17 protein-coding genes are annotated in these 16,556 nt (G+C 73.5%); 11 read left to right on the top strand and 6 right to left on the bottom strand.

Annotated elements, in window-relative coordinates; all coding sequences use genetic code 11:
• The first annotated feature begins 3 nt into the window (after positions 1-3).
• Complete coding sequence (locus ACIGW4_RS01370; RefSeq protein ID WP_123455824.1) at positions 4-1,359, top strand: polysialyltransferase family glycosyltransferase; 1,356 nt, start codon at positions 4-6, stop codon at positions 1,357-1,359.
• A 10-nt stretch (positions 1,360-1,369) separates the two neighbouring features.
• On the opposite strand, the gene ACIGW4_RS01365 is transcribed toward ACIGW4_RS01370, so the two are convergent.
• The gene (locus tag ACIGW4_RS01365; RefSeq protein WP_398712160.1) at positions 1,370-2,143 is read right to left on the bottom strand and encodes a VOC family protein; all 774 of its coding nucleotides are present in this window, start codon (positions 2,141-2,143) and stop codon (positions 1,370-1,372) included.
• Positions 2,144-2,302: 159 nt separating this feature from the next.
• Between ACIGW4_RS01365 and ACIGW4_RS01360 the strand changes: the two genes are divergently transcribed.
• Entirely contained in the window at positions 2,303-3,130 is an 828-nt protein-coding gene (locus tag ACIGW4_RS01360; protein ID WP_359588470.1) for a sulfurtransferase, read from the top strand.
• 355 nt (positions 3,131-3,485) lie between these two features.
• Here ACIGW4_RS01360 and sepH read toward each other — a convergent pair whose 3' ends face one another.
• Complete coding sequence (gene sepH, locus ACIGW4_RS01355; protein WP_123457529.1) at positions 3,486-4,526, bottom strand: septation protein SepH; 1,041 nt, start codon at positions 4,524-4,526, stop codon at positions 3,486-3,488.
• Positions 4,527-5,012: 486 nt separating this feature from the next.
• Here sepH and ACIGW4_RS01350 point away from each other — a divergent pair, with 486 nt between their 5' ends.
• A complete protein-coding gene (locus ACIGW4_RS01350; RefSeq protein ID WP_399577660.1) occupies positions 5,013-5,909 on the top strand; it encodes a hypothetical protein in 897 nt (298 codons plus the stop codon).
• Between the two features lie 3 nt (positions 5,910-5,912).
• Here ACIGW4_RS01350 and ACIGW4_RS01345 read toward each other — a convergent pair whose 3' ends face one another.
• Together ACIGW4_RS01345 and ACIGW4_RS01340 are read right to left on the bottom strand one after the other, a co-directional pair.
• Positions 5,913-7,250: a D-arabinono-1,4-lactone oxidase gene (locus ACIGW4_RS01345; protein WP_123455828.1), complete on the bottom strand. Its 1,338-nt coding sequence runs from the start codon at positions 7,248-7,250 to the stop codon at positions 5,913-5,915.
• Entirely contained in the window at positions 7,192-8,451 is a 1,260-nt protein-coding gene (locus tag ACIGW4_RS01340; protein WP_359588464.1) for an MFS transporter, read from the bottom strand. Before ACIGW4_RS01340 ends, ACIGW4_RS01345 begins: the two co-directional genes overlap by 59 nt.
• A gap of 144 nt (positions 8,452-8,595) precedes the next feature.
• On the opposite strand from ACIGW4_RS01340, the gene ACIGW4_RS01335 reads away from it, so the two are divergent.
• Positions 8,596-9,723 (top strand): ferrochelatase, encoded by a 1,128-nt coding sequence (locus ACIGW4_RS01335; protein ID WP_123455830.1) that lies wholly within the window; start codon positions 8,596-8,598, stop codon positions 9,721-9,723.
• A 9-nt stretch (positions 9,724-9,732) separates the two neighbouring features.
• Positions 9,733-10,533 (top strand): inositol monophosphatase family protein, encoded by an 801-nt coding sequence (locus tag ACIGW4_RS01330; protein WP_399577657.1) that lies wholly within the window; start codon positions 9,733-9,735, stop codon positions 10,531-10,533.
• Between the two features lie 136 nt (positions 10,534-10,669).
• Here ACIGW4_RS01330 and ACIGW4_RS01325 read toward each other — a convergent pair whose 3' ends face one another.
• Positions 10,670-10,843: a hypothetical protein gene (locus ACIGW4_RS01325; RefSeq protein WP_177181614.1), complete on the bottom strand. Its 174-nt coding sequence runs from the start codon at positions 10,841-10,843 to the stop codon at positions 10,670-10,672.
• Positions 10,844-11,207: 364 nt separating this feature from the next.
• On the opposite strand from ACIGW4_RS01325, the gene ACIGW4_RS01320 reads away from it, so the two are divergent.
• From ACIGW4_RS01320 to ACIGW4_RS01305, 4 genes are all read left to right on the top strand, one after another.
• Complete coding sequence (locus tag ACIGW4_RS01320) at positions 11,208-11,861, top strand: response regulator transcription factor (RefSeq protein WP_123457530.1); 654 nt, start codon at positions 11,208-11,210, stop codon at positions 11,859-11,861.
• 4 nt (positions 11,862-11,865) lie between these two features.
• Positions 11,866-13,104: a cell wall metabolism sensor histidine kinase WalK gene (locus tag ACIGW4_RS01315; RefSeq protein ID WP_123455832.1), complete on the top strand. Its 1,239-nt coding sequence runs from the start codon at positions 11,866-11,868 to the stop codon at positions 13,102-13,104.
• A 395-nt stretch (positions 13,105-13,499) separates the two neighbouring features.
• A complete protein-coding gene (locus ACIGW4_RS01310; RefSeq protein ID WP_003955561.1) occupies positions 13,500-13,796 on the top strand; it encodes a DUF4193 domain-containing protein in 297 nt (98 codons plus the stop codon).
• A 12-nt stretch (positions 13,797-13,808) separates the two neighbouring features.
• Positions 13,809-14,852: a hypothetical protein gene (locus tag ACIGW4_RS01305; protein ID WP_123455833.1), complete on the top strand. Its 1,044-nt coding sequence runs from the start codon at positions 13,809-13,811 to the stop codon at positions 14,850-14,852.
• Between the two features lie 57 nt (positions 14,853-14,909).
• On the opposite strand, the gene ACIGW4_RS01300 is transcribed toward ACIGW4_RS01305, so the two are convergent.
• Complete coding sequence (locus ACIGW4_RS01300; RefSeq protein WP_185094658.1) at positions 14,910-15,401, bottom strand: DUF3093 domain-containing protein; 492 nt, start codon at positions 15,399-15,401, stop codon at positions 14,910-14,912.
• Between the two features lie 58 nt (positions 15,402-15,459).
• Here ACIGW4_RS01300 and ACIGW4_RS01295 point away from each other — a divergent pair, with 58 nt between their 5' ends.
• Positions 15,460-16,044 (top strand): PaaI family thioesterase, encoded by a 585-nt coding sequence (locus ACIGW4_RS01295; RefSeq protein ID WP_086823749.1) that lies wholly within the window; start codon positions 15,460-15,462, stop codon positions 16,042-16,044.
• Positions 16,044-16,556 (top strand): dUTP diphosphatase, encoded by a 513-nt coding sequence (gene dut / locus ACIGW4_RS01290; protein WP_399577653.1) that lies wholly within the window; start codon positions 16,044-16,046, stop codon positions 16,554-16,556. The genes ACIGW4_RS01295 and dut overlap by 1 nt, the downstream gene beginning before the upstream one ends.

Genomic DNA, 16,556 nt, shown 5'->3' with positions numbered 1-16,556 from the left:
CCCATGGCCCCCGACGCCACCCCCGACACGCCGGTCCAGATCTTCCAGGTGTCCACCCTGTACGGCGCCGCGACCCTCGCCGCCGCGCTCGACGCCGGACGGTTCGGCCCCCGCGGCTCCGCCCGCAGGCTCCTGCTGGTCTCGCACAACGCCGAGATCCCGGAGACCGCGCTGCGCCTGGAGACCATGACCGGGTACGAGCGGATCGCCGCCCGCTTCGACGGCACCCTCGACTGGAACGAGACGATCCGCCCGTACCACCCCGCCGCCTGGGCCCCCCGCCCCGAGGAGGCCCCGCTCTGGCAGCGCGTCCTGCGCACCGCCTGGGGCCTCGGCACCGGCCCGGTCGAGCTGGTCGTCGAATCCATCCAGGTCAACCCGGCCAAGGCACTCGCCGGAGCCTTCCCCGAGAGCGCCGTCCACGTCTACGCCGACGGCCTGATGAGCTACGGCCCGACCCGCTCCGACCTCGCGCAGTCGATCGCCTGCCGCGTCCGCCGCGTGCTCCACCTCGACCTGGTGCCGGGCCTCCGCCCCCTGCTCCTGAGCGAGTACGGGGTCGAGCCCGAGCTCGTCCCCGACGCCGCCTTCCGCGCCGTCCTCGCCGAGCTCGCCGAGGAGGCGGCCGACGACCCGCGGATCGCGCGGGCGGCGGCCGCCGGTCCGACGGCCCTGCTGCTCGGCCAGTACCTCGCCGCCCTCTCCCTGCTCACCCCCGAGGAGGAAGAGGAGCTGCACGTACGGATGCTGCGCGGGGCCGCCGCGGCCGGCCACCGGTCGGTGGTCTTCAAGCCGCACCCGACCGCCCCCGCCCGCTACTCCCGGGCCCTGGAGGAGGAGGCCGGGCGGAGCGGCGTGCGGCTCACGGTCCTCGACGGGCCGCTGCTCGCCGAGACCTTCTACGAGCGCTGCCGGCCCGAGCTCGTCGTGGGCTGCTTCTCCACCGCGATGCTCACCGCCGCCGTCTACTACGACATCCCCATCGCGCGCGTGGGCACCGCCGAGGTCCTCGAACGGCTCACCCCCTTCGAGAACAGCAACCGCGTCCCGCTCACCGTCGTCGACCACCTGGTCGCGGACCTGGAGGGCGGCGGGGAGCCCGCCGTGCCCGGAGCGGCCCCGGCCTCGCTCACGCCCCTGGTCAGGGCCGTCGGCTACTGCATGCGGCACAAGGTCCACCCGGGGCTCCGCGAGGAGGCCGCCGCCTTCCTGGCGGAGCACCATGCGGAGCCCGGCATCGCGCACCACTTCACCGCGGAACGGCTCACCCTGCTCGGCCTCCCGGGCGGCGGCCCCGCCCCGGGCCGCACCGGCGCCTCCCGGCTGCGCCGCACCCTGGCCCGAAGCAGGCGCGGCTGAGCCACGGCGTTCAGTTCCCCGGGGACCTGACCAGGCTGAAGACCGCGCCCTCCGGGTCCGCCACCAGGGCGAGCCGGCCCGCCGTGCCCTCGCGCGGCGGGCGCAGCACCTGGCCGCCGAGCTCCAGGACGAGCGCGGCGGCCGCGTCCGTGTCGGCGACCTCGAAGTACGTCATCCAGTGCGGGCCCCGGTCCCGGGAGAGCGCGTCGCCCATGCCGTGCAGCGAGGCCACCGGGGCCCCGGCCACGTGGAGCGTCGCGTAGTCGTGGTCGGCCGAGACGACCGGCTCCACCTCGTAGCCGAAGACCGACCGGTAGAACTTGCCGATCGAGGACGTCTCGTACGTGAGGAGCTCGTTCCACACCGGCGTCCCCGGCGGCCCCGCCGCCGCCGTGCCGTGGTGCGCCTCCGCCTGCCAGACGCCGAAGACCGCGCCGGACGGGTCGGAGCAGATGACCAGACGGCCCGCCTCGCCCGCGTCCAGCGGGCCGACGGCGACGGTGCCGCCGCAGCTGCGGATGTCCTCGGCGGTCTCGTCGGCGTCCGCCGTGGCCAGATAGGGGGTCCAGGCGATCCGCAGGTGCCGGTCGGGCGGCAGCTGGCCGATGCCCGCCACCTCCTTGCCGCCGAGCAGCGCGCGCACGTACGGGCCGAGCTGCTGCGGACCGGGGACGAAGTCCCAGCCGAACAGCGCGCGGTAGAACTCCTGCGTGGCGTCGATCCCGTGCACCATCAGGCTCACCCAGCAGGGTGTGCCGGGCGGGCGCGGAGTCGCCTCGGTCATCGTCACCCTCTCCTCGGACCGTCGTCGTGGCCGTGCTCCGTCCGATGGTGACATCGACGGGGCCGCGACGTGCCCAGGCCACACCGGACGTGGCGAGAACCCGTCGGAGGTCGCCGGGTCCGTCCCCCGCGGCCGTGCGGCTGCGCGAGGATGGCACCCATGAAGCCCATCATCTCCGCAAGCGAACTGCTGAGCGAGTCGGCCGGGGACCGGCCGCCGGTCCTCCTGGACGTCCGCTGGACGCTCGGCGGCCCGCCCGGGCGGCCCGCCTACGAGGCGGGTCACCTTCCCGGCGCGGTCTACGTCGACCTGGACGCGGAACTCGCGGGCCCGCCCGGTAGCGGCGGCCGCCATCCGCTGCCCGACCCGGAGGCCTTCGGGGCCGTGATGCGCCGGGCCGGCGTCTCGGCGGACCGGCCGGTCGTCGTCTACGACGGGGGCCTCGGCTGGGGCGCGGCCCGCGCCTGGTGGCTGCTCCGCTGGGCGGGCCACCCGGACGTGCGGGTCCTGGACGGGGGCCTCGCGGCCTGGACGGGGGAGCTCACGGAGAAGGTGCCGGCGCCGGAGCCGGGCGACTTCCGGCCGAAGCCGGGCGCCCTGGAGCTGCTCGACGCCGACGCGGCCGCGGCGCTGCCCGACACGGGGCTGCTCCTGGACGCGCGGGCGGCCGAGCGCTACCGGGGCGACGTGGAGCCGATCGACCGGGTCGGCGGGCACATCCCGGGCGCGGTCTCGGCCCCGACGACGGAGAACGTCGACGCCGAGGGCCTCTTCCTGGCGGCCGACGCCCTGCGGGACCGCTTCACCGCGCTCGGCGCGACCGAGGGGACCCCGGTGGCCGTCTACTGCGGCTCGGGCGTCTCGGGCGCCCACGAGGTGCTCGCCCTGGAGATCGCGGGCATCCCCGCGGGTCTCTACGCCGGCTCCTGGTCGGAATGGTCCTCGGACCCCGCCCGCCCGGTCGCCACGGGCCCGGCCCCCCGCTGACGTCCCCCACCAGGGCCCGCACCGGAGCACACAGCGGGCCCTTCCCGCCCATGCGGACGCGTGACCGCCCCTTCGGATCCATGACGGGGCCGGCCCCGCCCTGACGCGCGCGTACGGGCGCCGGCCCTGCTGCCTCCGCACGCGTGCGCGTACGGGCGCCGGCCCAGCGCCCCGTACGTGCGCGCGCAGCAGGGTGAGAGTCCCGCGCCCGCGGCCCGGTCGCTCCTGCCACCCCGTGGCGCGGCCGGGAACGGGGCGCGCTCCCGTCCCCCGTACGCACAGGCGCGCAGCGAGTCCCGCACACGCGGGCGCGTGGACGGGGCGGTCCCGCCTCCCCCGCGCGCGTGCGGTCGTGTCAGTCCTGCTTCTTCCGGCGGGTGCCGAAGACGATCTCGTCCCAGCTCGGTACGGCGGCGCGGCGGCCCGGGCGGACGCCGTCCGCCTCGGCCTGGCGGTCCGTGGCGCCGTGCAGGCGGTCGCGGTGGCCCGAGACCGCGCGGGGCATCAGGACGTCGGCGTAGGCCGAACCCGCGCCCGCCGAGGCGGCCGGGGCCGGCGGCTCCTCCGCCTCGACCTCCTCCGCGTGCTCGCTGTCCGGCTGCTCGGGCACGACCATGTCGCCGCGGAAGCTCGGCACGGCCTCCAGGAGGCTCGTCAGGGAGTCCCGCTCCTCCTCCGGCTCGACGGGCGCGGGCGCCCGCTCCAGCTGCCGGTCGGAACGGTCGATCTGACGGTCCAGGGCACGGTCGAGCGGCCTGTCCCGGGGCAGCCGGGCGATGCGCGGCACGAAGGGGAAGCTCGGCTCCGGCGCGGCGGCGATCGTGTCGTCCGTCTCGCCGATCAGGGCCCGTGCCTCGTCGTCCACGGCCTGGACGAGCCGCCGGGGCGGGTCGTACGTCCAGCTGGCCGTGTGGACCTCGCCCGCGACCCGGTAGACGAGCAGCACCTCCCAGGTGCCGTCGTCGCGCCGCCAGGAGTCCCACTGCACGGTGTCCTTCTCGGCGCCGCGCAGCAGCAGCCGCTCCTGCACCGCCTCGCCGAGTTGCGGGCCGCTGTTCTCGCCGGGCCTGCGGACCGGGGTCTTGCGGGCGCGCTCGGCCATGAAGGCGCGCTCCGCGAGCACGGGACCCTCGAAGCGGCGCACGCGGTCGACGGGGATGCCGGCGAGCTGGGCGACCTCCTCCGCGGAGGCACCGGCTCGTATCCGCGCCTGGATGTCACGGGGGCGGAGGTGGCTCTCCACCTCGATCTCGATCTGGCCGAGGCGCGCGCGGTCGTTGCGCACGGCGGCACGGAGCCGCTCGTCGATCGGAAGCGTGTACTCCGTGCTGTCAGCAGCCTTCAGCACCAGTCGTGTGCCGTCGTTGGAGACGGCCACGACACGCAGTTCGGGCATGGGGACCTCCCGGGTGGTGCCTGCCGACGTCACGTGCGTCGCTGCTTCCGCTAGTCGAGTGTGGCCTGCCCGGGTGCAGCCTGCCACTACCTTGCCGAGTTGCCCGGCGTGTCGGGCGTGGACCCTGGAACGCCGTTATGGCACGGTTACCTGTTCGCTACGGGGAGTGACTGGCGGTCACTCTGTGCAGCCGGTTTCCGTGCGATGCCGAAGCGCCGCCGGTTCGAGCGCCGTGTACGGCCCCCTCCCCTTGATCCCGGGCACCCGTGAGGGCGTCCGGACCCAGGGTTCGTCAATGTACTCCATTCGGGCCACCTGGGTGGACCGGCGCGCCGCCCAACTTCTCGGGCGGCACGGGAGTTGAGTCTCCGCGATCTTCCCCCGTACGTGTCACTCTTCACAGAAACAGCAGAAACGGAACTATTCGCTTCTCCTGTTTGTCCCTTCTGGGTGCAAGCCGAACGGATGAGCCAGCAGGGGTCGGAGATGCGTCACAGGCCGGAAATCGACGGGGACGAGCCGGAGGAGGGGAAGAAGAGCGGCGGCAGGATCGACCTGAGCGTGGCTCAGGTCTCCGGCAGCGCCCTGGCCGCGGTCATCGCCGCCAAACTCGCCTCGACCCTCGGCGTGTACGGCACGATCCTCGGCGCCGGTGTGATCAGTGTCATCGCGACCTGCGGCGGCCCGCTCTTCCAGCAGCTCTTCAAGCGCACCGGCGAACAGGTCCGCGACGTGACCGCGGCGGCCAAGCCGAAGGCGCGTCAGGTCCCGGTCCCGGCCGGGCGGCAGGACGACCGCACCCTCCTGCTGGGCGCCCTCCAGGCCCCGCCCCCGTCCGACGGGGAGTTCGGCGCGGCGACCACCCACGGCACCCGCGTCCGGGGCTGGAAGCGCCCGGCGATCGCCGCCGCCCTGGTCTTCGGCGTCACGATGGGCGGCATCACCGCCTACGAACTGGTCGCCGGACAGGACTTCAGCGGCAAGCAGGGCACCACCACCTTCGGCTCCGTCGTCCGCGGCGGCGGAAGCACCGGCCACGACACCTCCGAGCGGGACCGGGAGCCCGCCCCGACGCCCTCGGGATCCGCCGACGGCACCGGGCGGCAGCGGGACGGCGCGGGCACCCCCACGACGGGGTCCACGCCGACCCCGGGCGGCCCGGGGACCGGCGCGGGAACGCCCTCGGCGGAGCCCGCCCCCTCCGGTTCCGCCGGTGACGGGACGACGCCCGCGCCGACCGCCCCGACGACGGAACCGACGGAACCGGAGGGGCCGACGGAACCGACGGCGCCGACCCAGGACCCGACCACCGGCACGGAGCCGCCCCGGACCCCCTCGGCCCCGGCGACGGCCGGAGCCGGGACCGGCACGGGAACCGAGTGACCGTCAGTCGCCCAGGACCCGGCGCAGATGGTCGTTGGCGAACAGCCGGTCCGGGTCGAGCCGGTCGCGCAGCGCCGTGAACTCGGCGAAGCGCGGATAGGCCTCGGAGAGGTAGGCGGCGTCGCGGGTGTGGACCTTGCCCCAGTGGGGCCGGCCGCCGTGCGCCGTCATGATGCGCTCCACCGCGGTGAAGTACGCCCGGTGGGGCGTTCCCCTGTAGAGGTGGACGGCGATGTACGCGGTCTCCCGCCCCGAGGCCGTGGACAGCGCGATGTCGTCCGCCGGGGCCGTGCGCACCTCCACCGGGAAGCTCACCTTGAGCGGCGAACGCTCGATCATCGCCTTGAGCTCGCGCAGCGCGGCGACCGCCGCCTCCCGCGGGAGCGCGTACTCCATCTCCAGGAAGCGGACCCGCCGCGGCGAGGTGAAGACCTTGTACGGGATGTCGGTGTACGTACGGGCCGACAGGGCCCGGCTGGAGACCTTGGCGATCGACGGGATCACCGGCGGCACCGCGCGGCCCAGCGAACAGGCGAGCTGGAAGACCCCGTTGGAGAGGAGCTCGTCCTCGATCCAGCCGCTGATCCGTCCCGGAGGAGCGGCGGGGCCCGCGCTGCGGTTGTTGCGCTTGGTGTTGCAGTTGTCCGTGTGGGGGAACCAGTAGAACTCGAAGTGCTCGTTCTCCGCGTGCAGCGCGTCGAACTCCGAGGTGACCCGGTCGAAGCTCATCGGCTCCTCACGCGCGGTGAGCAGGAAGACCGGCTCCACCGCGAAGGTGATCGCCGTGACCACCCCGAGGGCGCCGAGACCGATCCTGGCGGCCGCGAAGACCTCGGGGTTCTCCTTCTCCGAGCAGGTGAGCAGCTCGCCGGAGGCCGTGACCAGCTCCAGCTCGCGGATCTGCGCGGCGATGGACGCCGACTCGCGGCCCGTGCCGTGCGTGCCGGTGGAGGTGGCGCCGGCGACGGTCTGCTCCATGATGTCGCCCATGTTCGTGAGCGAGAGGCCCTCCCGGGCCAGCGCCACGTTGAGCCGCTTCAGCGGGGTGCCCGACTCGACCGTCACGGTCATCGCCTCGCGGTCGATCCGCCGGATGCCGGTGAGCAGGCCCGGCCGGATCAGCACGCCGTCGGTGGCCGCGATCGAGGTGAAGGAGTGGCCGGTGCCGACCGTCTTCACCCGCAGCCCGTCCTCGGCCGCACGGCGCACCGCCTCGGCGAGCTCCTCGGCCGAGGCCGGACTCACCTCGCGCGCCGGGCGGGAGGTGACGTTCCCCGCCCAGTTACGCCACGGGCTGCCCGCCGTCCTGGCGCTCCCCGACCCCGCTGTCGTCCTGCTCACGCTGCCCCTCCCGGTTCGGCGCCGGCCTGCGCAGCCGGCGGTGTCCGAGGAGACCCACCGCGACCGCGAGCGCGCCCGAGACGACGGGCACCACGTACCCCGCCTCGGCCCCCGACGCGTCGACCACCCAGCCGGCGGCCGAGGAGCCGAGCGCCACGCCGACCGCGAGCCCGGTACTCGTCCAGGTCATGCCCTCGGTCAGCTTGGTGCGCGGTACGTGCGCTTCGACGAGGGCCATGGTGGTCACCATCGTCGGCGCGATGGACAGGCCCGCGACAAAGAGCGCCACGGCCAGCAACGGCAGGTTCCCGGCCAGTAGGAGGGGGATCATACTCACGGCCATCGCACAGATGCCCAGGAGCCATCTGCGGTACGGCTCGCCCTTGAGGTGGAGCAGCCCGAAGACGGCGCCGGCCAGGCCGGAGCCCAGCGCGTACACGGCCAGGACGAGGCTGGCGGCGGCCTTGTGGCCCTGCTCCTCGGCGAAGGCCACGGTCACCACGTCCACCGAGCCGAAGATCGCGCCGGTGGCGACGAAGGCGAGGGTGAGGACCTGGAGGCCGCGGGAGCGGAGCGCGGAGGCGCCCCGGGCGCCGGGCTGCGGGTGGGGGACCGGCTCGGTGGCGCGCTGCGAGGTCAGCCAGAACACGCCGGCGGCCAGGAACACCCCGGCGAACAGCGGACCGGCCTCGGGGAACCACGCCGTCGACAGTCCGATCGAGAGGATCGGGCCGAAGATGAAGCACACCTCGTCGACGATCGACTCCCAGGAGTACGCCGTGTGCAGGCGCCGCTCCTCGCCCCGGTAGATCTCCGCCCACCGGGCACGGGTCATCGCGCCGACGCTCGGCACGACGCCGATCACGCCCGTGAAGACGAAGAGGGTCCAGTCCGGTGCCTTCTGCTGCACGCAGAGGAGGAGTCCGGCGGCGGCGGAGAGCGAGACCAGCGTCACCGGGCGGAGCACCCTGCGCTGTCCGTGCCGGTCGACCAGGCGCGAGACGAGCGGGCCGAGGACCGCCGCGGACATCGCGAGCGTCGCCGAGAGCGCCCCGGCGAGACCGTATCGGCCGGTGACCTGCGAAATCATGGTCACGATGCCGATGCCCATCATGGAGAGCGGCATCCGGCCGAGGAAGCCCGCCACGGAGAACGAGGCGGTTCCGGGCGCCGCGAAGATCGCGCGGTAGGGACTGGGCAAGAGAGGTCCTTGGTCAACACGTGTAATTAATAGCTAAAGCCTACGGTGTTGAAGTCGATCGGTCATCCTCCTTTTTCGGACGAAGGGTTCCGCGACCACGGGCCGTGCCCCTCGCCGTCCGAGGCGGGTGGGAGGATCGGTGCCATGTCCGATCAGCACGATCCCGCCCCGTACGACGCCCTGCTGCTGCTCTCCTTCGGCGGCCCCGAGGGTCCTGACGACGTGGTCCCGTTCCTGGAGAACGTGACCCGCGGCCGCGGCATCCCGAAGGAACGGCTCAAGGAAGTGGGACAGCACTACTTCCTCTTCGGCGGCGTCTCCCCGATCAACGACCAGAACCGCGCGCTCCTCGACGCGCTGCGGAAGGACTTCGAGCAGGCCGGACTCGACCTGCCGGTCTACTGGGGAAACCGGAACTGGGCGCCGTACCTCACCGACACCCTCCGCGAGATGATCACCGACGGACGGCGCCACATCGCCGTCCTCACCACCAGCGCGTACGCCTCCTACTCCGGCTGCCGCCAGTACCGCGAGAACCTCGCCGACGCGCTCGCCACCCTGGAGGCGGAGGGGCTCCCACTGCCCCGGGTCGACAAGCTCCGGCACTACTTCAACCACCCCGGCTTCGTCGGGCCCATGGTCGAGGGCGTCCTCGCCTCGCTCGCCGAGCTCGACCCGGCCGTGCGGGACCGTGCCCACCTCGCCTTCACCACCCACTCCATCCCCGACTCCGCCGCCGACACCTCCGGCCCGGTCACCGAGCACGGCGAGGGCGGGGCCTACGTGCGCCAGCACCTCGACGTCGCGCGGGTGATCGTCGACGCCGTCCGCGAGGAGACCGGCGTCGACCACCCGTGGAAGCTCGTCTACCAGTCCCGCAGCGGCGCCCCCCACATCCCGTGGCTGGAACCCGACATCTGCGACCACCTGGAGGAGCTGCACGGGGCCGGCGTGCCCGCCGCCGTCATGGTCCCGATCGGCTTCGTCTCCGACCACATGGAGGTCCTCTACGACCTCGACACCGAGGCCACGGCCAAGGCGGCCGAGCTCGGCCTGCCCGTCCGCCGCTCGGCGACCGTCGGGGCCGACCCGCGCTTCGCCGCCGCCGTCCGCGAGCTCGTCCTGGAGCGGGCGGCGCGCGAGCGGGGGAGCACGGCGGAGCGGTGCGCCCTGGGCGCGCTCGGGCCCTCCCACGACCTCTGCCCGATCGGCTGCTGCCCGGCCCGGGCCGAACGGCCGGCGGCGGCCGGCGCCGACAGCCCGTACGCGTAAGGAGCCGACGTGACCGACCCCCTGCTCACCGAACTGCTCGACCTCGCCCTGGGGGCCGCCCGGCGGGCCGGAGCGCTGCTGCGCGACGGCCGGCCCGACGACCTGGCCGTGGCGAGGACCAAGTCCAGCCCCATCGACGTGGTCACCGAGATGGACATCGCCGCCGAGAAGCTGATCACCGGCTTCCTCTCGGAGCACCGCCCGCACGACGGCTTCCTCGGCGAGGAGGGCGCGTCGAGCCCCGGGACCAGCGGGGTCCGCTGGGTGATCGACCCGCTCGACGGCACCGTGAACTACCTGTACGGCCTGCCCACCTGGGCCGTCTCGATCGCCGCCGAACGGGACGGCGAGACGGTCGTCGGCGTCGTCGAGGCGCCGATGCGCGGCGAGACCTACCGCGCGGTCCTCGGCAGCGGGGCGTACGCGGGGGAGCGGCGGCTCGCCGTCCGCCCCTCGCCCCCGCTCGACCAGGCCCTCCTCGGCACCGGCTTCGGGTACCTCCAGGCCCGCCGCGCCCACCAGGCCGACGTGGCCCAGCGGGTCATCCCGCGCGTCCGCGACATCCGGCGCGGCGGCTCGGCCGCCATCGACCTCTGCGACGTCGCCGCCGGCCGCCTCGACGCGTACTACGAGCGCGGCCTCAACCCCTGGGACCTCGCGGCGGGCGCGCTCATCGCCCGCGAGGCCGGCGGCCGCACGGGCGGCCGCCCCGGGGAGCCGGAGTCGGGCGAACTGACGCTCGCGGCCTCCCCGGGTCTCTTCGAGCCCCTCCAGGAGCTCCTGGAGGAGCTGGGGGCCTGGCACGACTAGCGGGACCGGCGGACCTTCCCGGTCGGGCCGGACAGGGCCCCGTCGGGCCGGGAGACGGACGCGCGTGGGCCCCGGTGCCGGGACGGCGCCGGGGCCCACGCGTGCGTACGGTCGGACGAAGTGCGGGTGGGACGGGTCAGACGCCCGGCGAGGCCACCTCCACGCCGTGCTCGGCGGCCAGCCGGTGCAGGTCTTCCAGCTCCGCCTGCTCCACCTCCGCCAGGTAGTCGTCGCCCGTCTCACGGGCCCGCGTGAGGTCCGTCTGCGTGGTCCTGATGCGGTGCAGCAGTCCTGCGGTGAAAGCGTCCATCGTGCGCCCCCTCCTCGTGGGTCCGGTGGCACGGGGGTGTGCCGAGGGTGGGTGGATCACGCACTGCGAACTCTGGGGGACAGAGAGCGGTAGGTGGCGCGCCACATACAGGGCGTGATCACGGGGTGTGCAGTCGTCCTCCCCAACCCCTTCCTCAGAGAAACCTCAACTGGCCCGCGAATCCGGTGAATTCTTCGTTCCGGCCCGCGCGCCCCGTCGCGCGCCCCCTCCCGCCCGAGGCCCCGCACCCCCGACTTACAGCCGGTTTACGCGCGTACGGGGCAGGATGGACACGCACAGTCAGTGCGTGGAACTCAGCCGGTCCCCACCCCGGACAGCGGCTCGACGGGAAGGAATGAACGACGTGCGCGTACTCGTCGTCGAGGACGAGCAGCTGCTCGCCGATGCGGTGGCCACCGGACTGCGCCGGGAGGCCATGGCCGTCGACGTCGTGTACGACGGCGCCGCGGCCCTGGAGCGCGTGGAGGTCAACGACTACGACGTCGTCGTCCTCGACCGCGACCTCCCGCTCGTCCACGGCGACGACGTCTGCCGCAAGATCGTCGAGCTCGGCATGCCCACCCGCGTCCTGATGCTCACCGCCTCCGGCGACGTCAGCGACCGCGTCGAGGGCCTGGAGCTCGGGGCGGACGACTACCTCCCCAAGCCCTTCGCCTTCACCGAGCTCACCGCGCGCGTGCGCGCCCTCGGCCGCCGCACCACCGTCCCGCTCCCGCCCGTCCTGGAGCGCGCCGGCATCAAGCTCGACCCCAACCGCCGCGAGGTCTTCCGAGAGGGCCGGGAGGTCCAGCTCGCGCCGAAGGAGTTCGCCGTCCTGGAGGTCCTCATGCGCAGCGAGGGCGCCGTCGTCTCGGCCGAGCAGCTCCTGGAGAAGGCCTGGGACGAGAACACCGACCCGTTCACCAACGTCGTGCGCGTCACCGTCATGACCCTCCGCCGCAAGCTCGGCGAGCCGCCCGTCATCGTCACCGTCCCCGGCTCCGGGTACCGGATCTGACCCGATGGCCACCACACCCGCGCCCCACCCCCAGGCGCCCCCGAAACCGACCTGGGACCCCCGGGACCCCGTCCGGCCGCTGCTGCGCCCGACCATCCGGATACGGCTCACGCTGCTGTACGGCGGGATGTTCCTGATCGCCGGCATCCTGCTGCTGTCGATCATCTACCTCTTCACCGCCCAGGCGCTCAGCGACAGCACCTCCCAGCTGCCCTTCAAGGTCGTCAACGGCACGGTCCAGCCCACCACCTCCTGGTGCCGGCTGCCCGAGTCGCCCACCGGCGACCAGCTCAACGACGCCGTCACGCTCTGTCTGCGGCACCAGAGCGACATCGCCCTGGAAGACCTCCTGCGCCGGTCCCTCTTCGCCCTGCTCGGCCTGAGCATCATCGCCTTCGCCTTCGGCTACGCCATGGCGGGACGGGTGCTCTCCCCGCTCGGCCGGATCACCCGGACCGCCCGCCAGGTGGCCGGCTCCGACCTGTCCCGGCGGATCGAGCTGGACGGCCCCGACGACGAGCTCAAGGAGCTCGCCGACACCTTCGACGAGATGCTGGACCGCCTGGAGCGCGCCTTCACGGCCCAGCAGCGCTTCGTCGCGAACGCCTCGCACGAGCTGCGGACCCCGCTCGCGATCAACCGCACCCTCCTGGAGGTCCACCTCTCGGACCCCGGGGCGCCGGTGGAGCTCCAGCAGCTCGGCAAGACCCTGCTCGCCACCAACGAGCGCAGCGAACAGCTCGTCGAGGGCCTGCTGCTGCTCGCCCGCAGCGACAACCAGATCATCGAGCGCAAACCCGTCGACCTGGCCGAGGCCGCCGAGCGCGGCGTCGACCAGGTGCACGCCGAGGCCGAGGCCAAGGGCGTGGAGATCCGCGGCGAGCGCGCGCCCGCCGTCGTCCAGGGCAACGGCGTGCTCCTCGAACGGATCGCGCTGAACCTGCTCCAGAACGCCGTGCGGTACAACGTGCCGGAGGGGGGCTGGGTGGAGGTCACCACCGAGGCCAAGGACGGCCAGGCGGTCCTGGTCGTCTCGAACACGGGACCGGTGGTCCCCGCGTACGAGATCGACAACCTCTTCGAGCCGTTCAGAAGGCTCCGGCAGGAGCGGACCGGCAGCGACAAGGGGGTCGGTCTCGGCCTGTCGATCGCCCGCTCCGTGGCCCGCGCCCACGGCGGCCGTATCATCGCGGAGCCGCGCGAGGGCGGCGGACTCGTGATGCGCGTCACTCTGCCGATCTGACACACTGCACGAGCCGACCGGTTCCGTTCGCTTTGCGCGGAATTCCGGAGCCCCGATCCTGAGACGCTCATGTGTGATCGATCACAGGAGAGGGTGTTCGGCCCTCCACTCTCCGTGACCGGGAAAACCCTCGGAAAACCAGGAAAAGTCCGGGTTTCCCGGGCCCGGAATGACGGGAAGTACACGGGGTGGCGCCTGCGAGGGCCGCCCCGAGGACCGTGTACGGTCCGGTTCGCCACCCGAAGCCGATCACTCGCGAGAGTGCCCGACGGGTGTCGATTGAGTAACAGACCTTGATGTGAGGCAAAATCTCCGCCTCAGGTCGGGCACAAGTCCGACCTCTCACGCGTTACGTGCGCTGGAGACACCGCAACCACCCAGAGGGGGAGAGCGACATGGCAACGGATTACGACACCCCACGCAAGACCGACGACGACGTCGACTCGGACAGCCTTGAGGAACTGAAGGCCCGCCGGAACGACAAGTCGACCTCGACCGTCGACGTCGACGAGTTCGAGGCCGCCGAAGGCCTGGAGCTTCCCGGCGCCGACCTCTCGAACGAGGAGCTGGCCGTCCGGGTCCTGCCCAAGCAGGCCGACGAGTTCACCTGCATGAGCTGCTTCCTCGTGCACCACCGCAGCCAGCTGGCGCGGGAGAAGAACGGCCAGCCGATCTGCCGCGACTGCGACTGAGACCGCTCGGCCGTGGCAGGCGACACCCCGTCCCGGAAGCGGCGTCTGCGGCTCCCCCGGAGCCCGGAGACGCACAAGGGCGGCTCAGGCCCGGCGGAGGGCGCCCAGGAGGCCCCTGAAGCCGAGCGCACCGCCTCCCTGCCCTCCCTCGGCGCACGTGACGACGAGCGAGGCCTCCCGGCCTCGCTCGAAGCGGTCGTCGAGGCCGCCGAGACGGATCCGGCGCGCCCGCCGGCGGGACAGGGCGACGCACCGGCCGACGCCCGGCAGGGCGGACGCCGCGGCGCCGTCAGGCGGCTGGCCAATCCCGCGCGGGCCCGGCTCGACCGGATCAGGATCGGCTCCGACCGGATCGACGTCGTCCGGCGCGGCGTCACACAGAGCGTCCGACAGGGCGTGAGGCGCGGCGGAGACGGCGCCAAGGCCGGCCTGGGCTATCTGGCCGACCGGCTGATCGACCTCGCCCCGCGGATTCCCGTCCGCGACCTGGCGACCCTGCGCAAGCAGTTCCCCGGCCTCGGCCCCGAGGAGCTCGCCGACAAACTCGTCGCCGGCGCGGCGAACGCGAGCTCGACCGTGGGCGCCGGCGTCGGCGCCGCCGCCATGCTCCCCGTGCCCCCGGCCCTGCCGGCCGAGCTGGCGGCCGAGATCACCGGCGTCGCCGCCGTGGAGCTCAAACTCATCGCCGAACTGCACGAGGTCTACGGACTGCGGCCCCCCGGCCGGCTCACCCAGCGCTCGGCGGCCTATCTGACCTCCTGGGCCGAGGAGCGGGGCATCGACCCCACCAAGCCCACCACGGTGAACGCCGCACTCGGCGGTCAGCTCAAGCGCGAACTGCGCCAGCAGATCACGAAGCGCATGGTGCGCAACCTGCCGAACCTCATGCCCTTCATGGTGGGCGCCGCCGTCGGCGCCGTCATGAACCGCCGCGACACCAGGAGACTCGCCGGGCACATCCGCAAGGACCTCCGTGCCCGCCAGGTCCCCTGGGACGCCCTCCCGGAGCTGCCCCCGCTGGAGCAGCCCGAGAACGCCGAGGAGCCGGGCTTCTGACGCAGCAGCCCGAGAACGCCGAGGAGCCGGGCTTCTGACGCGGGCGGGCGCGCCGGATCAGGCGCGCTCCGCCTCCAGGGCCGCGACCAGCGCCTCCGGATCGCGGCTGGACAGGTACACGTACGGCGTCGGGTCCGCCGGGTCGGTCACCTCGACCCGTACCGCCCCCGGCACGTAGCTCCGCATCAGCATGAAGGCGCGCGGGTCCGCCTTGTGGCTGCGCCAGGCGCGCGCCTCCTCCGCGTCGAGCGCCTCGGCCGCCCCGAGCGCCGCCACCGGGATCCGGGCGTCGCCCGCCACCAGCGAACCGGCCACCACCCGGATCCGGGCGGAGCCGTACGAGGAGACCACCACCCCGGCGATCACCGCCGCCGCGATCAGGCCGCCCAGCATCGGGACCGTGCCCAGCGGGAACATGATCAGGGCGCCGGAGAGACCGATCAGAACCACGATCACCCACCACGAGCGGGGCGCCGTCAGCCGCTCGTCGAAGCGCGGCGCGGCGGGGGACACGGGGGAGGGGCCCGGGGACGGTGCGGAAGGCTGCATGCGTCCAAGCCTGCCACGGCGCGACCTGCGGGCATCCGCGCGGGTAAGGTCTGCGGCTGTGACTGCAACATCTGCCGCCCTCACCCCGCCGGCCGACGCCATACCGCCGGTACGCCACCCGGACGCGCCGGCCCCCGGGGAGCTGCTCGGTGCACACTACGAGTACTGCTTCGGGTGCGGCGGCGGACAGCCCCACGGCCTCCACCTGGAAGCGCGCGCGGGCGAGGGCGTGACCGTCACCGCCGAGTTCACGGTGACCCCCGACCACCAGGGCGCCCCCGGCCTCGCGCACGGCGGCGTCCTCGCCACCGCGCTCGACGAGACCCTCGGCTCCCTGAACTGGCTGCTGCGGGTCATCGCCGTGACCGGACGCCTGGAGACCGACTTCGCCCGGCCCGTCCCGGTCGGCACCGTGCTCCACCTGGAGGCCGCCGTCACCGCCGTGCACGGCCGCAAGATCTACTCGACCGCCGTCGGACGGATCGGCGGGCCCGAGGGCCCCGTCGCCGTCCGCGCCGACGCCCTCTTCATCGAGGTCAAGGTCGACCACTTCATCGACAACGGCCGCCCGGAGGAGATCCGGGCCGCCATGTCCGACCCCGACCAGGTCCGGCGCGCCCGCGCCTTCGAGGTGAACCCCTGATGCGCAGCCCTGTCGACGTACTGATCCGGCGAGTGGACCCGGACGTGCCGATCCCGGCCTACGGGCACCCCGGCGACGCCGGTGCCGACCTCGTGACCACCGAGGCCGCCGTGCTGGCCCCCGGGGAGCGCGCCGTGCTGCCCACCGGGATCTCCATCGCCCTGCCGGACGGGTACGCGGCCTTCGTGCACCCGCGCTCCGGTCTCGCCGCCCGCTGCGGAGTGGCGCTCGTGAATGCCCCCGGGACGGTCGATGCCGGGTACCGTGGAGAGATCAAGGTGATCGTGGTCAATCTCGACCCGCGCGAGGACGTGCGGTTCGAACGATTCGATCGGATTGCCCAACTCGTCGTCCAGCAGGTCGAGAAGGTCCGCTTCCACGAGGTGGCGGAGCTTCCCGGTTCGGCGCGGGCCGAGGGGGGCTTCGGGTCCACCGGCGGTCATGCCGCCGTGGACGGCACAACGGGTGGGAATCGATACGCTTCGGTCGTATCCGACCGGGAAGGACAGTGA

The organism is Streptomyces sp. NPDC053513 (genome assembly GCF_044544765.1).
Classification (GTDB): domain Bacteria; phylum Actinomycetota; class Actinomycetes; order Streptomycetales; family Streptomycetaceae; genus Streptomyces; species Streptomyces litmocidini.
The sequence above is the reverse complement of the archived record's forward strand: the minus strand, read 5'-3'. Positions and strand labels throughout refer to the sequence as shown.